Raw genomic sequence first — 20858 nt, forward strand, 5'->3', positions numbered from 1 at the left:
CCGATTGCCCGTTTCCATCGGGCATGAAACCTGCCGAAGATTGTCGTGCCCTCGTACCGCCGGGTACAGTCGCCGCACTGCTCTGGCAGCCCCTGTTGTCGAGGCGAAAGAGAAGTTGGTGAACGACCGTCATCCGTCGGGGACCGCGCACTACGCGGCACACGACGGTTACTCCACGACCAGCTTCGCCACCGATCCGCTCTTCGGTGACCTGCCGGGCGACAGCTCGTACGACACGGGTTCCTACGACACCGGCCAGTGGCACACCGCCGGTCAGCAGCAGTACGCCGACCCGTACGCCACGTCGGGCTTCGACACCTCGGCCTTCGACACGGGTGCGTTCGACACGACGACGTACAGCGCGGCCGCGTACGACACGGACACGTACGACACCGGCAGTTACGACACGACCGCCATGTGGGCGGGCGCCGGTTACGGCCAGCAGCACACCGCTCAGTGGACGGCGCAGCCCTACGAGACGCAGACTTTCGAAACCCAGGCCTTCGAGACGCAGACTTTCGAGGCACCGGTCTTCGGTACGACGGCGTACGACACGGGCGCGTACGACGCAACGGCGTGGAACTCCGACGGGACCCCGGCCGTCCACGAGACCGCCGTCCATGACACGGTTCTCCATGAGACCGGTGTCCATGAGACTGCACTCCACGAGACCGGTGTCCTCGAGACCGCCGCACTCCACGAGTACGTGCCGGACCAGTACAACCCCGTCGAGTATCCCCAGGCGCACGACGAGCCCGAGGCCGGGTCGGACTCCGGGCCGGGTTCCGTGCCGGAGCCCCGGGCGGAGTCCGATGCGCGTGAACCGGCTCCCGCCGAACCGGAGTTCACGTCGCGGGCCGCGTCCCGCGCCGCCGGAAGGTCCCGTCGCCGTGTGCCCGCCAAGCGTTCCGCGCTGCTGACCGTCGCCGTGCCCTCGGTGTGCGTGGTCGGGGTCGCCGGGATCGCGGCGGCGTCCGTGGGCAGCATCGGCGGCGGGGACGACGGCAAGGAGACGCAGGCAGCGGCGGCGCCCGACGCGAGCGCGGTGAAGCCGTCCGTCGCCAACAACAAGCTGGACACGCAGCTCAAGGATGTGTCCGCGGACGCGGGCGACTTCGCCGACCGGGCGAGCCGCACGCAGGAGCGGATCGACCTGAGGGCGAAGCAGGAGGCCGACCGCAAGAAGGCCGCCGAGGAGGCCGCGCGCAAGGAGGCGCTGCGCCCCAAGTTCGCTCTGCCGGTGAAGCAGCGCGGGCTGAGCGCCTATTACGGACAGGCCGGTATCAACTGGATGTCCGTGCACTCCGGCATCGACTTCCCGGTCTCGTACGGGACTCCGGTGATGGCCGCGACGGACGGCACCGTGCGCACGCAGTGGAACAGCGCGTACGGGAACATGGCGATAGTGACCGCCAAGGACGGTACGGAGACCTGGTACTGCCACCTCTCCGCGCACACCGTGATGAGCGGGCCCGTGAAGGCCGGTGACGTGATCGCGCGGTCGGGCAACTCCGGGAACTCGACCGGACCGCACCTGCACTTCGAGGTACGGCCCGGGGGCGGCTCGGCGATCGACCCGCTGCCGTGGCTGCGCAGCCACGGCCTGGATCCCACGTAACCGAGTGACCGCGTAACCGCGTAACCGCGTAACCGCTACAGCTTCTCGACCGGCGCGTACCGCAGCAGCAGACGCTTGGGCTTGGGGTCGCCGAAGTCGATCGTCGCCTCCGCGTTCCCGCCCGATCCGCTCACGCCCACCACCGTGCCGAGGCCGAACTGGTCGTGCGTGACACGGTCGCCGACGGCCAGGGACACCACCGGCTTCTCGGTGGCGCGGCGCGTGGCGAACGCCGGCGTCGTACGGGAGCGGGACGACGACAGCGACGCGGCGATGCCGCCGCCGATGCCCTTGGTGGACGGCGCCGGCGCCGAAGCGCCCGTGCGCTTCCACTCCAGGTGCGCGTCCGGGATCTCCTCCAGGAAGCGGGAGGGCGGGTTGTACGAGGGCTGGCCCCAGGCGCTGCGCATCGTCGACCGCGTCAGGTACAGCCGCTCCCGCGCGCGCGTGATGCCGACGTACGCGAGGCGCCGCTCCTCCTCCAGTTCCTTGGTCTGGCCGAGGGAGCGCATGTGCGGGAAGACGCCGTCCTCCATGCCGGTCAGGAAGACCGTGGGGAATTCGAGGCCCTTGGCGGTGTGCAGGGTCATCAGGGTGATGACGCCGCTGCCGTCGTCCTCCTCGTCGGGGATCTGGTCGGAGTCGGCGACGAGCGCGACGCGCTCCAGGAAGTCGGAGAGGGTGCCCGCGGACGCGCCGTCGTCCTCGCCTTCCTCCGCGCCCTCGGCCGCCGCGCCGGACTCCTGCTCGAATTCCAGGGCGACGGCGGCGAGCTCCTGAAGGTTCTCGATGCGGGTCTCGTCCTGCGGGTCCGTGGAGGACTGCAGCTCGGCGAGGTACCCGGTGCGCTCCAGGACGGCCTCCAGGACCGTGGCCGGGCCGGCGCCCGACTCCACGATGGTCCGCAGGTCCTCCATGAGGGTGTTGAACCGCTTCACGGCGTTCGTCGAGCGGGCCGCCATGCCGTACGCCTCGTCGACGCGGCGCAGTGCCTGCGGGAAGGAGATCTTCTCGCGCTGCGACAGTGCGTCGATCATGGCCTCGGCGCGGTCGCCGATGCCGCGCTTGGGCACGTTCAGGATGCGGCGCAGCGGGACGGAGTCCTCGGGGTTCGACAGGACCCGCAGGTAGGCGAGGACGTCCCGGACCTCCTTGCGCTCGTAGAAGCGGACGCCGCCGACGACCTTGTAGGGCAGGCCGACGCGGATGAAGATCTCTTCGAAGACACGGGACTGCGCGTTCGTCCGGTAGAAGACGGCGACGTCGCCGGCCTTCGCGTCGCCCGCGTCCGTGAGCCGGTCGATCTCCTCGGCGACGAACTGGGCCTCGTCGTGCTCGGTGTCCGCGACGTAGCCGGTGATCTGGGCGCCCGCGCCCGCGTTGGTCCACAGGTTCTTGGGGCGGCGCGACTCGTTGCGCTCGATGACCGCGTTGGCCGCGGAGAGGATCGTCTGGGTGGAGCGGTAGTTCTGCTCCAGCAGGATCGTCGTCGCGTCCGTGTAGTCCTCCTCGAACTGGAGGATGTTGCGGATCGTGGCGCCGCGGAACGCGTAGATGGACTGGTCGGCGTCACCCACGACGCAGAGCTCGGCGGGGTCCGCGTCGTTGCCCTCCGCGTCCTGGGCCGGGCCGACGAGCTCGCGCACCAGCGCGTACTGCGCGTGGTTCGTGTCCTGGTACTCGTCGACCAGGACGTGGCGGAAGCGGCGGCGGTAGTGCTCGGCGACGTCGGGGAACGCGCGCAGCAGGTTCACCGTCGTCATGATCAGGTCGTCGAAGTCCAGCGCGTTGGCCTCGCGCAGCCGCGACTGGTACATCGCGTAGGCCTGGGCGAGCGTCTTCTCGAATCCGTCGGCGGCCTGGCCGGCGAAGTCCTCCTCGTCGATCAGCTCGTTCTTCAGGTTCGAGATCTTGGCGCTGAAGGACTTCGGCGGGAACTTCTTCGGGTCGAGGTCCAGGTCGCGGCAGACCAGGGCCATCAGGCGCTTGCTGTCGGCGGCGTCGTAGATCGAGAACGACGAGGTGAAGCCGAGCTTCTTCGACTCGCGGCGCAGGATGCGCACGCAGGCGCTGTGGAAGGTCGAGACCCACATGGCGTTGGCCCGCGGGCCGACGAGGGACTCGACGCGCTCCTTCATCTCGCCCGCGGCCTTGTTCGTGAACGTGATCGCGAGGATCTGGCCGGGGTGCACGCCGCGCTCGGCCAGCAGGTAGGCGATGCGGTGGGTGAGGACGCGGGTCTTGCCGGAGCCGGCGCCCGCGACGATGAGCAGTGGGGTGCCGCCGTGCACGACGGCCGCCCGCTGGTTCTCGTTCAGCCCGTCGAGGAGGGCCGCCGGGTCGAGGGCCGGGCGGGGGGCGCCGTCGCGGTAGTAGGCGTCCCTGGCCGGGGGCACGTCGAACTTCCCGCCGAACAGGTCGTCCGGGATCGGCTCCGGCGCGGGGCCGTCGTGCTCGTCCTCGGGCGGCGGCGGGGGCTCCTCCGCGCCGCGCTGGAGGCTGGCCAGGAAGTTGTCGTCAAAGAGGCTGCTCATCGCTCTACGAGTCTAGGCCGCCCCACTGACACCCCGCCGCCGCCTTCACCACACCGCCCGTCCGAGCAGGTCAGCGGCTTCGGAACGCGCGGGTCGGCCGGGCCCGGACACCGGACGCCCCCTCGTCACACTCCATGACGACACCTTCACAAATAGTGAGTGAAGCCCACACACTCCCGCATCCCCGACAAGCGCATGGACGAAATGCGAACAAATCGCCGCAGACCATGAGGGGTTGGCCGCATACGGCCAGGTGCGGGGCCGCGGAGTCGCCAAGGTCACGAAAATGTATCGGGCATATCGAACATCAACCTTCACAGCAGCAACACGAGTTGGCTACGGTGCTGCGCGGGCAGCCCGTCCCCCCGCTCGCGAACAACGCGGCGACCGGGCAGCCCCCGCTGAGTTCCGTACGCCGAGAGGCAGGGAACCGGGGACCCAACCGACCTTGGGGTGAATCGACTCAACGGCCCGGCACCATCGGGCAGTTGACCGTAGGGCAGCCTTCCGTACGCCCGAACCCGACAGCTAACCCGGTAGGCGGACCACGGAAGGAGTCGCCTCCTTGGCGTCGCACCGCAAGCCGCGCACCCGCTCCCGGATGTCGGGCGGCCTTCGCACCACCCCCGCGGTCGGGATCACGACCGCCGCCCTCACCTCGGTGGCCCTGCTCTCGCAGACGGCACAGGCCGCCCCCGCGCAGCCGGCCAGGCCGAGCCTCGAAGAGGTGCAGAAGAAGGTCGACACCCTGTACCGGCAGGCCGAGGTCGCCACGCAGAAGTACAACTCCGCCAAGGAGCAGACCGACAGCAAGAAGAAGCAGGTCGACCAGCTCCTCGACGACATCGCGCAGCGCACCGAGAAGATGAACGCGGCCCGCCAGGACCTGGGCCGGTTCGCCGCCGAGCAGTACCGCTCGGGCGGGGTCAGCGACACCGCGACGATGTTCCTCGCCGACGACCCCGAGGACTACTTCGCGCAGAACCACCTGATGAGCCGGATGACCGCCAGCCAGAAGAAGGCGGTCGACGACTACCAGGAGCAGCAGCGCGCGACCGCGAAGAAGCGCACCGAGGCGCAGGAGAACCTCCAGCAGCTCACCTCCTCGCAGACCGAGCTGAAGACCTCGAAGCAGAGCGTGCAGTCCAAGCTCTCCGACGCGCGCCGGCTGCTGTCCGAGCTGACGGCCGAGGAGAAGCAGCGGCTCGCGGCGATCGAGAAGAAGAAGGAAGAGGCGGCCCGCAAGAAGGCCGCCGAGCTCGCCCAGAAGCAGAAGGCCGAGGAGGAGCAGAAGCGGAAGGCGGCCGAGGAGGCGGCCCGGCAGGAGGACGGCTCGGGTACGTCGTCCGGATCGGGGTCCGGCTCGTCCGGCTCGTCCGGCTCGTCGTCGACCTACGCGGCCAAGGCGGCGAAGGCGCTGGCGTTCGCCAAGTCCCAGGAGGGCAAGCCGTACGTGTGGGGCGCCACGGGCCCGGACTCGTACGACTGCTCGGGGCTGACCCAGGCGGCCTGGAAGGCGGCGGGCATCTCGCTGCCGCGCACCACCTGGGACCAGGTGGAGGTCGGCACGACCGTCCCGCTCTCCGACATCCAGCCGGGTGACCTGGTCTTCTTCTACGACGACATCAGCCACGTCGGCCTCTACCTCGGCGACGGCATGATGATCCACGCGCCGAAGCCGGGGGCGTACGTCCGCGAGGAGTCCATCTACTACGACGGCACGGGGTCGATCCACAGCGTGGTGCGCCCCGCCTGACCGGATCCGCGGTTACGTTCGGGCGGTGCAGCACCGCCCGGACGTGATCCCGCAGTCCTTCTGGTCCCAGCTCCCGCCCGCCGCCGGTGCCGCCGTGATGGCGACCGGCATCGTCTCGGTCGGGTTCCGGCTGACCGGGTACGCCGTCCTGTCCGGTGTCTTCCTGGTCCTTGCCGCGGCGCTCTGGGCGGTGCTGGCCTGCGATTTCCTGCTCCGTCTCGTCCGCGACCGCGGCCGCTGGGAGCGCGAGGCGGACACGCCGCCCGCGCTGACCGCGGTCGCGGCGACGTGCGTCCTCGGCACCCGGCTCTCGCTGGCGGGCCTGCAGGCGCTCGCCGAGGCGCTGCTGGTGATCGCCGCGCTCGTGTGGCCCGTGCTGCTCCTCGCCGTCGTCCGCCACTGGAAACCGCGGATGCCGGGGCTCGTCTTCCTCGTCTGCGTGGCGACCCAGAGCCTGGCCGTGCTCGGGGCGACGCTGTCGGCGGAGCTGGGCGTGGCCTGGCTCGGCCACGCGGCGGTGGTGGTGTTCTGGTGCGGGATCGTGCTGTACGTCGTCGCGTTCGCCCGGTTCGACCGCCGGCAGGTGTTCGAGGGGGCCGGGGACCACTGGATCGCGGGCGGGGCGCTGGGGATCTCGGCGCTCGCGGCGGCCCGGCTGGTGCTCGCCGGGCGGGCCGGTGACCTCTGGAACTCCGACGTCACCGGGGTGCTGCGCGACATGTGCGGGGTGCTGCTCGCGCTCGACCTGGCCTGGTACGTGGTGCTCGCGGTGGCGGAGGTGCTGGAGCCGCGGTTCACGTACGACGTGCGGCGCTGGTCGACGGTGTTCCCGATGGGGGTGACGGCCGTGGCCACGCTCTCCGTGGCCACCGCCGTCGAGACGTCCTGGCTCAAGGGGCCGGGACAGGTGCTGTTGTGGATCGCGGTGGCCGTCTGGCTGGTCACCGCGGTGGGGGCGGCCCGCTCGGCCGGGGCCGTCAGGTCCAGAGCACGGCGATGAAGATGTTGGCCACGGTGAGGCCGCCGACCGCCGCGAACAGGCCCTTCTCCGCCTTCTCCTCGTCGCGCTTCACGTAGACGATGCCGAGGATGACGATCAGGATCGCCAGCTTCACGCCGATCTTGATGTTGTTCACGGTGTTGTCGTCGGCCTGATGGAGGCCGACCAGGGCGACACCGGTCACCAGCATGGTCAGGGCGCCGTGCAGCATGGCCTTGTTGAAGCGGGCCGTGCCCTGCCCCATCGCCGACATCTGCGTGAGGAAGCCGCCGAGCAGCGAGGCGATGCCGATGATGTGCAGGCCGACGAAGAGATGGATGAGTACGTCCATGCTGCGGAGCCTAACGGGACGCCTGTGTCGTCCCGACACCGATCCCCCGTAGCCCTCGCGGACGACTTCGGGCCGCTTCGGGCCACTACGCGCACCTGTCCATCACTCTCTGCCACCAGCCGTAACAAACAAGCCAGTTCCTAACAATCCGGCGCCAACCCGTTACGCAGAGGTTTAGCGTCCTTCCTCAGGTGACCGGCTCCCCACCGCCGCCCGGGCCAGGGGCGGCAGTCGGACACCACCGCCGAGAAAGGTCCGGCGGCGGCCCGCTCCCCCTGTGCGGGCCGCCGCCGGACGCGCGATCGGCGCCCCTCACGCAGCAGTACGTGCAGGCAGGCAGTACGACCGGAAGGACGTGGCACTTCGTGCCGGCAGCGCATCGCAAGCCGAAACAGCGTTCGTTCAGTGGCAGTACGGTCCGCACCGCGGCCACCCTCGCTCTCGCCTCCGCGGCGACCACCATCGCCTTCGACGGCGGTGCGGCGCACGCGGAGCCGAACCTCAGCCCCGCTCAGGTGAAGGCGAAGGTCGACAGGCTCTACCAGGAGGCGGAGGTCGCCACCGAGAAGTACAACGGCGCGAAGGAGAAGGCGGGCAAGGCCCGCAAGAAGGTGGACTCGCTGCAGGACGAGGCGTCCCGCCGGACGGAGTCGCTCAACACGCAGCGCCAGCAACTGGGTGCGGTCGCGGCGGCGCAGTACCGCACGGGCGGCGTGGACCCGTCCGTACAGCTGCTGCTGTCCTCCACGCCCGACCGCTATCTCGACGAGGCGTCCTTCACGAACCGCGTCGGCACCCGCCAGGCCGCCACGATCACCCGCGTCCGCAAGGAGCTGCGCGAGATCGACCAGCTGCACACCCAGGCCGACGGCTCCCTCTCCGAACTGCGAGCCAAGCAGAAGGAGTTGGAGAAGCAGAAGAAGACGGTGACGAAGAAGCTGGCGGACGCCCGGCAGCTGCTCGACCGGCTCACCCCGGCGGACCGGGACCTCACCACGGCCGACGGCGGCGACCGCGCCTCCCGCTCCACGCCCCGGGGGAAGGTGGGCACGGCCCCCAACTCCCGTGCCCAGGCGGCCATCGCCTTCGCACACAACGCGCTCGGCAGCCCGTACGTCTGGGGCGCCACCGGCCCGAACGCCTTCGACTGCTCGGGCCTGACGCAGGCCGCGTACCGCTCGGCGGGCGTCTCGCTGCCGCGCACCACGTACGCGCAGATCAACGCGGGGCAGCGGGTCTCGAAGTCCCAACTGCAGCCGGGCGACCTGGTGTTCTTCTACTCCGGCATCAGCCATGTCGGGCTCTACATCGGCAACGGGCAGATGATCCACGCGCCGAACCCGAGCGCGCCCGTGCGGATCGCGCCGATCGACCAGATGCCGTTCGCCGGGGCCACGCGGGTTTCCTGAGATCCCGGCCGTGCCGCCGTGTTGTACTGCTGCCGTGACGGACAAGGACCCGATACGGGCGACGGGCACGGCGGCGCGGCTCACGGAGCGGTTCGAGGAGCAGCGGCCCCGGCTGCGCTCGGTGGCGTACCGGATTCTCGGTTCGCTCAGCGAGGCCGACGACGCCGTCCAGGAGGCCTGGATCCGCGCCGACCGCGCGGACACCGACGAGGTCGGCAACCTCGCCGGCTGGCTGACCACCGTCGTCGCCCGGGTCTGCCTCAACATGCTGCGGTCCCGCGCCACGCGCCACGAGACCCCGCTAGACGAGCGGCCCGCCGACCCGGCGCTCGGCCCCGACGAGCAGGGCCATCCCGAGGAGGAGGCCCTGCTCGCGGACGAGGTGGGGGTGGCGCTCCTGGTCGTCCTGGACACGCTGTCGCCGGCGGAGCGGGTCGCGTTCGTCCTGCACGACACGTTCGCGGTGCCGTTCGAGCAGATCGCGCCGCTCCTCGACCGCTCCCCCGCCGCCGTGCGCCAGCTCGCCAGCCGGGCCCGGCGCCGGGTGCGGGGCGCGGAGCCCGCCTCCGGCTCGGACCCGGCGCTGCGCCACCGGGTCGTCGAGGCCTTCCTCGCCGCCACGCGCGGCGGTGACTTCGAGGCGCTGCTGGCGCTGCTCGCCCCGGATGTCGTGCTGCACGCCGACCGGGCCGTCATCCCCACGCCCGAGCCGGTCACGCTGGCCGGCGCGCGGGCCGTGGCCGAGAGCGCGATGGCGGCGGTGGCGCGGGCGCGGCTCACCGGGGTCGCGCTCATCGACGGCGTGCCGGGCCTGGTCATGGCGGTCCACGGCCGCCTCGCCCTGGTCCTCAGGTTCACGTTCGGGCCCGCCGGATCGGGGGACATCGCGGCGATCCATGTGGTGGCCGAGCGCGCGGAGCTGGCGCAGCTGGAGATCGAACTCCCGTGCGTCACCGGCTGATTCAGCGGCTCACGGGGGTCTCCCGCTCCACCCGCGACAGCTTCTCGGGGTTGCGCACGGCGTAGAGGCCGGTGACGAGGCCGTCGTCGATGCGCACCGCGAGGACGGCCACGATCTCGTCGCCGATCCGGAGCGTCAGCGCCGGGGCGCCGTTGAGGCGGGTCTGCTGCGCCGTCACCAGGGCGATGAACCGGCTCAGCACGGGGGCCACGTTCTCGATCCCCACGACGGGCTCCAGCGCGGCCCGGACGACTCCGCCGCCGTCGCCCAGGAAGACGACGTCCGGGGCGAGGATGTCGAGCAGGCCCTGCAAGTCCCCTGTGTCGACGGCCCGTTGGAAGGCTTCCAGCGCGCCTCGGCTCTCGGCGGGGGAAACGACCCCGCGCGGCCGGCGCGCCGCGACGTGCGCCCGCGCCCGGTGGGCGATCTGCCGGACGGCGGCCGGGCTCTTCTCGACGGCTTCCGCGATCTCGTCGTATCCGAGGTCGAACACGTCGCGCAGCACGAACACCGCCCGCTCGGTCGGCGCGAGGGTCTCCAGGACGAGCAGCATCGCCATCGAGACGCTCTCGGCCAGCTCGACGTCCTCGGCCACGTCGGGCGCGGTGAGCAGCGGCTCGGGCAGCCAGGGGCCGACGTAGGACTCCTTGCGGCGGTCGAGCGTGCGCAGCCGGGTCAGGGCCTGGCGGGTGGTGATCCGCACCAGGTAGGCGCGCCGGTTCTGCACGGTGCCGAGATCGACGCCCACCCAGCGCAGCCAGGTCTCCTGGAGGACGTCCTCGGCGTCGGCGGCGGAGCCGAGCATCTCGTAGGCGACGGTGAAGAGCAGGTTGCGGTGGGCCACGAACGCCTCGGTGGCGGGGTCCGGCGTGCCGGCCATGGACGGCTCCTCTTGTCTCGCGTCGGTGTCTCTTGCGTCGGTGTCGCTCGCGCCGATCTCGCACACATGACGCCGCCCGCCGCCGCTCTGTGACACCCCCACCGGCATGGCGTACGTCACATTTGCGGGGCGTCACAGAGTCCGGGTCGTCGGCATCTCGTGTTCGTCAGATCCCGAATCCACCACCCGAATCCACCTGTGAGGACGACGACATGGAACTCCACGCACCCCGTCTGGACCTCTTCGGCAGCCCGGTCGTGGCCAGGGCCCTGAAGCATTTCGCCTCGGCGAGCCGGGCGATCATCGACGGCTCGAAGCTGCCGAAGGCGACCCAGGACCTGGTGATGCTCCGGGCCAGCCAGATCAACGGCTGCGGCTACTGCACCGACGCCCACAGCAAGGACCTGGCGCACGCCGGGGAGAGCGCGGCGCGCGTCAACCTGGTCGCCGCCTGGCGCGAGTCCACCGTGTTCACCGACGCCGAGCGCGCCGCGCTGGAGCTCACCGAGCAGGGCACGCGCATCGCCGACGCGGCCGGCGGCGTCCCGGACGAGGTCTGGGCGCGGGCCGCCGAGCACTACGACACGGAGCAGCTGTCCGCCCTGGTGCTGTTCATCTCCCTCATCAACGCCTCCAACCGCATGGGGGTCATCAACCGGATGGCCGGCGGCGACTACCAGCCCGGCCAGTTCGGCTGACCCGGCGCGGAAAGGAACGGGAACCTCATGAGCACAGCGCTCGAAACGCTCCGCCGTGACTTCGGCGGCGACATCATCGAACCGGGCGGCGCGCGGTACGCGTCGGCCGGCCGCACGGTGCTGGTCCCGGGCAGCCCGGCGTTCGTCCTGCGGCCGAAGAACGTCGCGGACGTCCGGGCGGGTGTCCGATTCGCCTCCGCCACCGGCCAGTTGCTGTCCGTGCGGGGCGGCGGCCACTCCTTCCCCGGCTTCGGCACGAACGACGGCGGCGTCGTGATCGACCTGGGCCATCTCGCGCACGTGGAGGTCATCGACGACGTACGTCACCTGGTGCGGACCGGCGGCGGCGCCACCTGGGGCCAGGTCGCGGACGCCCTCGCCCCGCACGGCCTGGCAATCTCCTCGGGCGACACCCGGGGCGTCGGTGTCGGCGGGCTGACGCTGTCCGGCGGCATCGGCTGGAAGGTCAGGAAGTACGGGCTGACCCTGGACAGCATGGTCGCCGCGGAGGTGGTCACCGCCGCCGGGGAGGTCGTGCGGGCGAGCGCGGCGGAGCATCCGGACCTGTTCTGGGCGCTGCGCGGTGGCGGCGGCAACTTCGGGATCGTGACCGCCTTCGAGTTCGCGGCGCACCCGACGACGGACGTCTTCCACGGCCGGATCACCTTTCCGGCGGCGGAGGCGGCCGGGGTGCTCCAGGGCTGGGCGGAGTACGTGCGCACCGCCCCCGACGCGCTCACCTCCACCGCGGACTTCGCCAACCCGTTCGCCGGCGGGCCCGAGGCGCCGGTGCAGATCCACGTCGCCTTCGACGGCGACGATCCGCGGGCGGCGGCGCGGGCCGTCGACCCGATCCGCCGGCTCGGCACGGTGACCGGCGACGACATCGCGTTGAAGCCCTGCGCGGACACGCTCGTGGACGCCGTGGCCGCGCCGCCCGGCGTCCGGCTGCTGACCCGGAGCGGTTTCGTCACCGAGGAGGCGGTGCCCGGGGCGCTCCGGGTCCTGGCCGAGGCGGGGGCGGCGCAGGGGTCGCCGTTCATCGCCGTACGCAGTGTGGGCGCGGCGGTGTCCCGGGTCGCCGACGACGCCACCGCCTACGCGCACCGCCGGGCGGAGCTGATGATCGTGACGACGACCGCGGGTCCGGAGCCGGTCGTCGAGGCGGCGCGTCCGGCGCTGGAGGCGCTCTGGCACCGGCTCGCCCCGCATGTCGGCGGCGCCTACGCGAACTTCCTCGCCTCGGCCACCGACGACGACGTCGCCGCGGTCTATCCGGCGGCGGTCCGCGAGCGGCTCGCGGCGGTCAAGCGCCGGTACGACCCGGGCAATCTGTTCTCCTCCAACCACAACATCCGCCCGCGCTAGGAGGTCTCAGGCGGACTTCTCCCACACGGACACGTGCTGCCCGCTCTCGCTCGTGAAGGGCTCGCGGGTCCAGCCGCTCCATCGCTCGCGCAGCCGCAGTCCGGCGAGCCGTGCCATGAGGTCGAGTTCGGACGGCCAGACGTAGCGGAAGGGGATGGTCCAGTACGACCCCTGCCCGGTCTCCGGGTCCACCTCCACGTAGTTCGAGCTCATGGCCTGCGTGGCGACGTCGTACCGGTCGAACGCCCACTTCGTGTCGCTCACATGGAACGGCACGGCCTCCTGCCCCGGCGGCAGCCTGCGCAGGTCCGGGACGCCCGTCTCGATGACGAAGCAGCCGCCGGGGGCGAGGTGGGCCGCGGCGTTGCGGAAGCAGTCGACCTGCGCGTCCTGCGAGGTCAGATTCATGACGGTGTTGAAGACGAGGTAGGCGAGCGAGAACTCGGCGCCGCCGGCCGTGGCGCTGGCGAAGTCGCCGATGGTCACGGGAATCCGGTCACCGCCCGGCTTGGCGCGCAGCCGGGCTGCCATCGCTCTGGACAGGTCGATGCCGTGCACCGCAACGCCGCGCGCGGCGAGCGGGAGGGCGACCCGTCCCGTGCCGATCCCGAGCTCCAACGCGGTTCCCTTACCGGCGAGTTGAGCGAGGAAGTCGACGACGGGATCGAGGGTCTCCGGGGTGAACATCCCGGCGGACGACCGGTCGTACGTCGCCGCGATCCGCTCGGGGAAGTAACCGTCGGGGTCGAGGGCAGGTTCGGGGGCTGCGTCTCCGTTGACCATGGGAGGACGGTAACGACGAAGGGCAGGGCGGCGCGCGGCATTTTCGGGCGGCCGTCCGTACCCCCCTTTCTGTCCCGCGTCTGTCCCGCCATGTCCGGGCTGTCCGGAGCCGCGTACGGGTATGGCTCGGCGTTGGAGGTGGGTGCGCATGGACGAGCCCGGGTGGGACGTCGACCCCGAGGACGAGATCGCTTCTGCGGTGGAGATCGTGGGCGATCAGCTGAAGTTCCTGCGGGAGGCGGCGGGTCTGCGGGTCCCTGAGTTCGCGGAGGTCATCGGGTACGGCGAGGACCTCGTACGGAAGATCGAGCGCGGGGCACGGATTCCTCGGCCGGAGTACCTGGACAAGGTGGACGAGGTGCTGGACGCGGGTGGGCAGGTCCGCGCCATGAAACCCCGCATGGCGCGGGCGCGTTACCCGAGGAAGGTTCGGGAGCTGGCCGATATGGAGGCGCGGGCCGTGGAGCTCGGCTTCTACAGCAACCACACCCTCCATGGGCTTTTGCAGACGGAGGACTACGCACGGGCCCTGCTCGACACTCGGCGCCCGTTGCTATCCGCGGGAGAGCTGGAGCGGGCCGTGGCCGCCCGTATGGCACGTAACGTGATCTATGAACGAGATCCCGCGCCCGACCTCAGCTTCGTCCAGGAAGAGGTGTCGCTGCGCCGTCCCACCGGAGGGAGAATGGTGTGGCGTCGGCAGCTCGAACGGCTGCTACAGGTAAGCCAGTTGCCCGGCGTCAGCATCCAGGTGATGCCCACCGCACGCTGGGAGCACCCGGGCAACGGGCGCATCCAGGTAATGCGCTTCGCCGACGGTTCGGGCATCGGGCGAACCGACGACGAGTTCGGCGGCCGCCCGGTATCGGATCCGAGGCAGCTACGGATCCTGGAACTGCGTTATGGCATCATCCGGGCCGAGGCTCTTACGCCTCGCGAGTCGCTGGCCTTCATCGAGCAAGTGCTGGGAGAGACATGATCCGCAGGGCTTCCGCCGGGGATGACTCCGAACTGCGTTGGTTCAAGAGCAGCTACAGCGACACCAACAACCCCAGCGACTGTGTAGAGGTCGCCCTGGAGTGGCACAAGAGCAGCTACAGCAGCAGCAGCGACGGCAACGACTGCGTAGAGGTCGCCCCCACCCCCACCACCATCCACATCCGCGACTCCAAGAACCCGGACGGCCCGCGCCTCACCGCGACCCCGTCCACCTGGACCGCCTTCCTCACCTACGCCGCAACCCGCTGAACCTCACAGCGCCTTCAACGCAGCCGCGGTAGCCGCCGAAAGCCGCTTCAGATGGCCCTTCGGCAGCTGCGGCGTGCGCACGACGACGGAGCGCCAGTAGAGCGGCCCGGAGATCAGATCGAGGGCCAGCTCTTCATCGAGCCCCGAGCGGAGCTCCCCCCGCGTCACGGCGGACTGAACGATTCCGCTGGCCACACTGTGCTGCCCCTCGCGGAGCGCCTTCTGCATGGCGTCGGCGATGTCGGGGTTGCGGGCCGCCTCGGCCTGCAGGTCGGGGATGATCTGACCGGCCACCGGGTGCTTCAGCGCCCGTGAAGTGACCTGGTACAGGAGCTCCAGATCCCCTTCGAGCGAACCCGTGTCCGGCGTCGGCAGACCCTGCACCGCTATGGCGGAGACCAGGTCCAGGACGAGGTGCAGCTTGGAGCGCCAGCGGCGGTAGACGGCCGTCTTGCCGACGCCCGCGCGGCGCGCGATGCCCTCGATGGACATCCGGGCGTAGCCCACGGCGGCGAGCTCCTCGAAAACGGCGGCCTGAATGGCCTCGGTCACGTCCTCCCGGAGGACCGCGGCTCCGGCGGGAGCTCTGCGACGCGTCGGCTTGGCGGAGTCGGCGTTGGTCGTCATGACACCCAGCATAGGTCCGTAACGACGAAACGGTTGCGTTCCGACGTCGGAACGGCCTACTCTCACGTCACGACGATACGGGTCCGTCCCGACGTAAACAGCAGGCAAACAGCAAGCACCCCCGGGGCGATTCCCCGGGCGGTCCCCCGAGCGAAAGCAGCGGATGTGAGTCAGGTCCTGGACACGCCTCCCACGCCGGCCTCCGCACCGGCCGTGGAGGATCCCGCCGTCCTCGCGGCCCGGTACGGGCTGACCGTCAGCGGCGCCCGCCCCTCACTGTCCCGGTACGTCGGGCAGCTGTGGCAGCGCCGGCACTTCATCACCGCCTTCGCGACCGCCAAGCTCACCTCGCAGTACAGCCAGGCGAAGCTCGGCCAGGTCTGGCAGGTCGCGACGCCGCTGCTGAACGCGGCGGTCTACTACTTCATCTTCGGCGTGCTCATGGGCACCAGCCGGGGCGTGCCGGACTACATCCCGTTCCTGGTCACGGGCGTGTTCGTGTGGACGTTCACGCAGTCGTCGGTGATGGCGGGCACGCGGGCCATCTCCGGCAGCCTGGGCCTGGTGCGCGCCCTGCACTTCCCGCGCGCCTCGCTCCCCGTGTCGTACTGCCTGCAACAGCTCCAGCAGCTGCTGTTCTCGATGTGCGCGCTCGTCGTGATCCTGCTCTGCTTCGGCGTCCCGCCGACCATGTCCTGGCTGCTGGTGATCCCGGCGCTGCTGCTGCAGTTCACGTTCAACACCGGGCTCGCCCTGATCATGGCGAGGATCGGCGCGCACACCCCCGACATCGCGCAGCTCATGCCGTTCCTGCTGCGTACGTGGATGTACGTGTCCGGCGTGATGTGGAGCCTGGACCACCTGACGAACGGGAAAGACGTCCCGCACATCGTGCTGACGCTGCTCAAGGCGAACCCGGCCGCCGTCTACATCGACCTGATGCGCTTCGCGCTGATCGACAGCTTCACCGCGGACCAGCTGCCGCCGCACGTGTGGGCACTGGCCGTGGGCTGGGCGCTGCTCGCCGGCGTCGGCGGGTTCATCTACTTCTGGAAGGCAGAGGAGACGTACGGCCGTGGCTGACCTCACCACAGACCAGCAGCGGGACCAGCGGGTCCCCACCGTGATCGTCGACGGCGTCGACATCGTCTACCGGGTCAACGGCACGGGCGCGGGCCGCGGCAGCGCCACCGCCGCCCTGAACCGCATCCTCGGCGGCAGGAAGAAGGCCGAGAAGCGGGCGGGCGTGCGCAAGGTGCACGCCGTCAGGAACGTCAGCTTCACCGCGTACCGGGGCGAGGCCATCGGCCTCATCGGCACGAACGGGTCCGGCAAGTCGACCCTGCTCAAGGCCGTCGCCGGACTGCTGCCCACCGAGAACGGGCGGATCTTCACGGACGGGCAGCCCTCGCTGCTCGGTGTGAACGCGGCGCTGATGAACGACCTGACCGGCGAACGCAACGTCCGGCTCGGCGGGCTCGCCATGGGGATGAGCCCGCAGCAGGTCCGCGAGCGCTACGACGAGATCGTCGACTTCTCCGGGATCAACGAGAAGGGCGACTTCATCACCCTGCCGATGCGCACGTACTCGTCCGGCATGGCGGCCCGGCTCCGCTTCTCCATCGCCGCCGCCAAGGACCACGACGTCCTGCTGATCGACGAGGCGCTCGCCACCGGCGACCGCTCCTTCCAGAAGCGCTCCGAGCAGCGGATCCGCGAGCTGCGCAAGCGCGCGGGCACCGTCTTCCTGGTCAGCCACAGCAACAAGTCGATCCGGGACACCTGCGACCGGGTGCTCTGGCTGGAGCGCGGCGAGCTGCGGATGGACGGGCCGACGGAGGAGGTGCTGAAGGCGTACGAGGAGTTCACGAATCCCCCAAAGCGGGAGAGCAAGCCCAAGTCGGAACCTAAGGCCCAGAAAGTCCCTCTTCCCTCCTGAGTCCCACCATGGGCGCACCGCACTTACCCTTTTGTCCGTTTAGTGCCAATATGGTGCGCTAGCGGTGAACAGAAGAGGATAAGGAGCCCGTGTGCAGGCCAAGGCCCAGCCCCGGCTGAGTGTGATCGTCCCCGTCTTCAACGTAGAGCTGTACCTCGACGAGTGCCTCAGGTCGCTGGCCGACCAGACCTTCACCGACTTCGACGTGGTGATGGTGGACGACGGCTCGACCGACGCCAGCGCGGCGATCGCCCGGGAATGGGCCGCCCGAGACCCCCGCTTCCGGCTCATATCCCAGGCCAACCAGGGCCTGGGCGCCGCCCGGAACGCGGGGGTGCGCGCACTGGCCACCGGCCCCGCGGGCCCGGAGTACCTCGCCTTCGTCGACAGCGACGACACCCTCCCGCCGAACGCGTACGAGCTGCTCATCGAGACCCTCGACGAGACGGGATCCGACTTCGCGGCGGGCAACGTCACCCGTTTCAGATCCGCCGGCCACGTCCAGTCGCCCGTGCACCGCACTCCCTTCGCGACCACCCGGCTGCGCACCCACATCTCCCGCTTCCGGCCGCTGCTGACCGACCGCACCGCCTGGAACAAGGTCTACCGCCGCGCCTTCTGGGAGCGGCACGCGCTCGCGTACCCCGAAGGCATGCTGTACGAGGACGCGCCCGTCAGCGTCCCGGCCCACTACCTGGCCGAATCCGTCGACATCCTGAGCGAGCCCATCTACAACTGGCGCGAGCGCGAGACCGGCGAGCGCTCCATCACCCAGAACCGCACCGACCCGCGCGGCCTGATCGACCGGGTGCGGTCGATCCGCATGGTGCGGGACTTCCTGACCGCGCGCGTCGGCTCCGACCCGATGTACGCGGACCACCTCGCGGCCTACGACCACAACGCGCTGTACGAGGAGATGCCGCTGTTCTGGAAGGTGCTGCCGGCGTCCGACCCGGCGTACCGTGCGGCGTTCCTCGACCACGTCGGGCGGCTCGCCCGCGACATCGGGCAGGACCGGGTGCGCGCCCTGCCGGTGCCGCACAAGCTCAAGATCTATCTGACGGTGCACCGGCGCATGGACGAGCTGATCGCCCTGCTGGAGTTCGAGAAGAAGCACGGCGGCTCGCTGCCGGTGGCGGGGGTGCTGCGCCCGCGCGCCGACTACCCCTTCCTCGACGCCTCGCGTCCCGTCCCCGACTCCGTACTGCGCCTGGACCACCAGGAGCTGGGCCTGCGCAGCCGCCTGGACACCGCGACCTGGGACGAGGACGGCAGGCTGCACCTGTCGGGGTGGGCGTTCGCGCGCCAGCTCGGCGCCGAGAAGCGCAGCCGGGCCCTGAAGACGCTGATCCTGCGCGAGAAGGGCGGCCGCAAGCGGGTCGTCGTCCCGGTCCGCAGCCACTACGACCCGGAGGCGACGGTCGCCTCCGGCGCCGAGTTCCGGCACGCCGACTGGGCCGGCTTCAGCGCCGTCGTGAACCCGGACCGGCTCAGGCGCCGGGGCCAGTGGGTCGACGGCCTGTGGCACGTGCGGATCGCGGTGGGCGGCACGGGCGCCACACCGCGCCGCGGCCCGCTGCGGGGAGCCGGCACCGGCTCCGGACAGACGCCGCCCGCCCACTGGGTCTCCCCCGACGTACGGGTCGCCCCGCAGATCCAGGGCGGCATCCTCCAGCTCCGGGTGGAGACGGCCCACGCCCGCGCCCTCGAAGTCCGCTACGCAGACGGCGAGTTGATCGTCCGCGGCGTGCTGCGCACGGCACCGGACGCCCCGGCGGCCCTGCGGCTGCGCCACCGCGAGTCCGGCAAGGTCCTCACGACACCGCTCGACCCCGGCCCGGCGGACGCGGACGGCCGGGTGCCGTTCACCGTGCGGGTGCGGCCCGGTGACCTCACCGCCGTCCGCGCCGACCACGAGCGGCTGCGCCCGACCCAGGCCGAGCGGTCCATCGCCCGCTGGGACACCTCGGTCCTGATCGGCCCCGAGGACGCCGAGCGGCCGCACCGGCTCGCCCTCGTCCTCGACGACCGCGAGGGCTGCACCGGCGCCCAGTTCCCCCACGAGGGGCGGACGCTGTACGCCCGCCGCTCCCCCGGCGGCTACCTCCAGCTGGTCGACCAGCCCGCCCAGCCGCTGGTGGAGCACGTCGCCACGGCGGCCGACGGCACCGTCACCCTCACCGGCACCTACCCGGCGCCCGGCACCCACGCCCTGCGCCTGGTGCTGCGCCAGACCTGGTCGGGCCACGAGTACGTGTTCCCGGCCGAGGCGGCGGGCGGCACGTTCCGCGCCACGTTCAGCCCGGCCCCGCCCGGCTCCGGACTGCCCCTGCGGTCCGGGTTCTGGTGGCCCTCCGTCGAGCGGGCCGACGGCACCCGCAGCTCGGTGCAGCTCGCGCCGACCGCGTCCCGGGACCTGCCGGCCGAGGTCACCGCGGGCGGCAAGCGCGTCGAGCTCCAGGTCCGCCAGTACGACCAGCTGGCCCTGCTCGCCCACTCCGAACTGCGGCCCGAGGAGCGCAGCCGGCACCGCCAGACCCGGCTGCGCGAGCGGACGTACCCGCTGGCCCGGCACGAGCCGCTGCGCGAGGCGGTCGTCTACGACGTGTTCGGCGGCCGCATGTACGGCGACTCGCCGCGCGCCCTGCACGAGGAACTCGTGCGCAGGGGCGCCCCGTTGGAGCATCTGTGGGTGGTGAAGGACGGGCAGTGCGAGGTGCCCGCGACCGCGCGGGCACTGCGCGTGCACAGCCCCGAGTACTACGAGGCACTGGCCCGCTCCCGCTACATCGTGGGCAACACGCATCTGCCGAAGTGGCTGGAGCGCCGCCCCGGCCAGAAGATCGTGCAGACCTGGCACGGCACCCCGCTCAAGCGGATCGGCTTCGACTTCGACAACGAGCACTTCGCGTCGACGGCGTACCTGGAGGACCTGGACCGCGAGCGGCACCAGTGGTCGATGCTGCTCTCCCCGAACAGCTTCTCCACGCCGATCCTGCGCCGCGCCTTCCGCTACGAGGGCGAGCTCGTCGAGGCGGGCTACCCGCGCAACGACGTGCTCCTGTCCCCCGACCGCGCCAAGCGCACCGCGCGGGTACGCGAGCGGCTCGGTCTGCCCGAGGGCAAGAAGGTGATCCTGTACGCGCCGACGTGGCGCGAGGACAAGCAGCGTCACAAGGGCGGCTTCCTGCTCGACCTGCGCATCGATCTGGAAGCGGCGAAGCGGGAGCTGGGCGACGACCACGTGCTCCTGATCCGGCCGCACTCGCACGTCGTGGAGCCGGTGCCCGGCGCGGGCGACGGCTTCGTGTGGGACGTGTCCGCGCAGGCCGGGATCACCGACGTGATGGACCTGCTGCTCGTCGCGGACGTGCTGGTCACCGACTACTCCTCGGTGATGTTCGACTTCGCGGTGACCGGCCGCCCGATGCTGTTCTTCACCTACGACCTGGAGCACTACCGGGACCGGCTGCGCGGCTTCTACTTCGACTTCGAGGCGAAGGCGCCGGGCCCGCTCGTGCAGACCTCCGCCGAGCTGATCGCGGCGCTGCGCGACCTGGACGCGGCGAGCGCCCCGTACGAGGCGGCGTACACGGACTTCCGCGCCGCGTTCTGCGACCTCGACGACGGACAGGCGGCCCGTCGCGTGGTGGACCGCATGCTGGAACCGTCCGCGGAGCGCGCCCCGGGGAAGAGCGAGGCCTGA

17 protein-coding genes and 1 riboswitch are annotated in these 20858 nt (G+C 71.0%); of the genes, 12 read left to right on the forward strand and 5 right to left on the reverse strand.

Annotated elements, in window-relative coordinates; genetic code table 11:
• The first annotated feature begins 118 nt into the window (after window positions 1-118).
• Complete coding sequence (locus ACQUQD_RS16245) at window positions 119-1618, forward strand: M23 family metallopeptidase (protein WP_428952793.1); 1500 nt, start codon at window positions 119-121, stop codon at window positions 1616-1618.
• 35 nt (window positions 1619-1653) lie between these two features.
• Here ACQUQD_RS16245 and pcrA read toward each other — a convergent pair whose 3' ends face one another.
• The gene (gene pcrA, locus ACQUQD_RS16250) at window positions 1654-4152 is read right to left on the reverse strand and encodes a DNA helicase PcrA (RefSeq protein ID WP_428952794.1); all 2499 of its coding nucleotides are present in this window, start codon (window positions 4150-4152) and stop codon (window positions 1654-1656) included.
• Between the two features lie 403 nt (window positions 4153-4555).
• Window positions 4556-4710: riboswitch (cyclic di-AMP (ydaO/yuaA leader) on the forward strand.
• 7 nt (window positions 4711-4717) lie between these two features.
• On the opposite strand from pcrA, the gene ACQUQD_RS16255 reads away from it, so the two are divergent.
• Both ACQUQD_RS16255 and ACQUQD_RS16260 read left to right on the forward strand, forming a co-directional pair.
• Entirely contained in the window at window positions 4718-5908 is a 1191-nt protein-coding gene (locus tag ACQUQD_RS16255) for an NlpC/P60 family protein (RefSeq protein ID WP_428952795.1), read from the forward strand.
• A gap of 25 nt (window positions 5909-5933) precedes the next feature.
• Entirely contained in the window at window positions 5934-6908 is a 975-nt protein-coding gene (locus ACQUQD_RS16260) for a tellurite resistance/C4-dicarboxylate transporter family protein (protein ID WP_428952796.1), read from the forward strand.
• Here the strand turns inward: ACQUQD_RS16260 and ACQUQD_RS16265 are convergent.
• Window positions 6886-7239 carry a hypothetical protein gene (locus ACQUQD_RS16265; protein ID WP_428952797.1) on the reverse strand — a complete coding sequence of 118 codons (354 nt, stop codon included), beginning with the start codon at window positions 7237-7239 and terminating at the stop codon, window positions 6886-6888. The genes ACQUQD_RS16260 and ACQUQD_RS16265 overlap by 23 nt on opposite strands.
• Before the next feature lie 365 nt (window positions 7240-7604).
• Here ACQUQD_RS16265 and ACQUQD_RS16270 point away from each other — a divergent pair, with 365 nt between their 5' ends.
• Both ACQUQD_RS16270 and ACQUQD_RS16275 read left to right on the forward strand, forming a co-directional pair.
• Window positions 7605-8648: an NlpC/P60 family protein gene (locus tag ACQUQD_RS16270; protein WP_428952798.1), complete on the forward strand. Its 1044-nt coding sequence runs from the start codon at window positions 7605-7607 to the stop codon at window positions 8646-8648.
• 34 nt (window positions 8649-8682) lie between these two features.
• Window positions 8683-9609: a sigma-70 family RNA polymerase sigma factor gene (locus tag ACQUQD_RS16275; protein ID WP_428952799.1), complete on the forward strand. Its 927-nt coding sequence runs from the start codon at window positions 8683-8685 to the stop codon at window positions 9607-9609.
• Between the two features lies 1 nt (window position 9610).
• Here ACQUQD_RS16275 and ACQUQD_RS16280 read toward each other — a convergent pair whose 3' ends face one another.
• Window positions 9611-10489 carry an RNA polymerase sigma-70 factor gene (locus tag ACQUQD_RS16280; protein ID WP_428952800.1) on the reverse strand — a complete coding sequence of 293 codons (879 nt, stop codon included), beginning with the start codon at window positions 10487-10489 and terminating at the stop codon, window positions 9611-9613.
• 212 nt (window positions 10490-10701) lie between these two features.
• Between ACQUQD_RS16280 and ACQUQD_RS16285 the strand changes: the two genes are divergently transcribed.
• A complete protein-coding gene (locus ACQUQD_RS16285) occupies window positions 10702-11187 on the forward strand; it encodes a carboxymuconolactone decarboxylase family protein (RefSeq protein ID WP_428952801.1) in 486 nt (161 codons plus the stop codon).
• Window positions 11188-11214: 27 nt separating this feature from the next.
• The gene (locus ACQUQD_RS16290) at window positions 11215-12555 is read left to right on the forward strand and encodes an FAD-binding oxidoreductase (protein ID WP_428952802.1); all 1341 of its coding nucleotides are present in this window, start codon (window positions 11215-11217) and stop codon (window positions 12553-12555) included.
• Window positions 12556-12561: 6 nt separating this feature from the next.
• Here the strand turns inward: ACQUQD_RS16290 and ACQUQD_RS16295 are convergent, their stop codons facing one another.
• Window positions 12562-13338 (reverse strand): class I SAM-dependent DNA methyltransferase, encoded by a 777-nt coding sequence (locus ACQUQD_RS16295; RefSeq protein WP_428952803.1) that lies wholly within the window; start codon window positions 13336-13338, stop codon window positions 12562-12564.
• A 148-nt stretch (window positions 13339-13486) separates the two neighbouring features.
• Here ACQUQD_RS16295 and ACQUQD_RS16300 point away from each other — a divergent pair, with 148 nt between their 5' ends.
• Together ACQUQD_RS16300 and ACQUQD_RS16305 are read left to right on the forward strand one after the other, a co-directional pair.
• Window positions 13487-14317, forward strand: a complete 831-nt coding sequence (locus tag ACQUQD_RS16300) for a helix-turn-helix domain-containing protein (protein WP_428952804.1) — start codon at window positions 13487-13489, stop codon at window positions 14315-14317.
• Window positions 14314-14586 carry a DUF397 domain-containing protein gene (locus tag ACQUQD_RS16305; protein ID WP_428952805.1) on the forward strand — a complete coding sequence of 91 codons (273 nt, stop codon included), beginning with the start codon at window positions 14314-14316 and terminating at the stop codon, window positions 14584-14586. The genes ACQUQD_RS16300 and ACQUQD_RS16305 overlap by 4 nt, the downstream gene beginning before the upstream one ends.
• Before the next feature lie 3 nt (window positions 14587-14589).
• Here the strand turns inward: ACQUQD_RS16305 and ACQUQD_RS16310 are convergent, their stop codons facing one another.
• The gene (locus ACQUQD_RS16310) at window positions 14590-15213 is read right to left on the reverse strand and encodes a TetR/AcrR family transcriptional regulator (RefSeq protein WP_428952806.1); all 624 of its coding nucleotides are present in this window, start codon (window positions 15211-15213) and stop codon (window positions 14590-14592) included.
• Window positions 15214-15378: 165 nt separating this feature from the next.
• On the opposite strand from ACQUQD_RS16310, the gene ACQUQD_RS16315 reads away from it, so the two are divergent.
• The 3 genes from ACQUQD_RS16315 to ACQUQD_RS16325 all read left to right on the forward strand — a co-directional run bounded on the left by ACQUQD_RS16315 (window position 15379) and on the right by ACQUQD_RS16325 (window position 20858).
• Entirely contained in the window at window positions 15379-16296 is a 918-nt protein-coding gene (locus ACQUQD_RS16315; RefSeq protein ID WP_428952807.1) for an ABC transporter permease, read from the forward strand.
• Complete coding sequence (locus ACQUQD_RS16320) at window positions 16289-17152, forward strand: ABC transporter ATP-binding protein (RefSeq protein ID WP_428952808.1); 864 nt, start codon at window positions 16289-16291, stop codon at window positions 17150-17152. Before ACQUQD_RS16315 ends, ACQUQD_RS16320 begins: the two co-directional genes overlap by 8 nt.
• Window positions 17153-17243: 91 nt before the next feature.
• Window positions 17244-20858 carry a CDP-glycerol glycerophosphotransferase family protein gene (locus tag ACQUQD_RS16325; protein WP_428952809.1) on the forward strand — a complete coding sequence of 1205 codons (3615 nt, stop codon included), beginning with the start codon at window positions 17244-17246 and terminating at the stop codon, window positions 20856-20858.

The sequence above is a fragment of the Streptomyces sp. cg35 genome (assembly GCF_050410835.1).
Classification (GTDB): domain Bacteria; phylum Actinomycetota; class Actinomycetes; order Streptomycetales; family Streptomycetaceae; genus Streptomyces.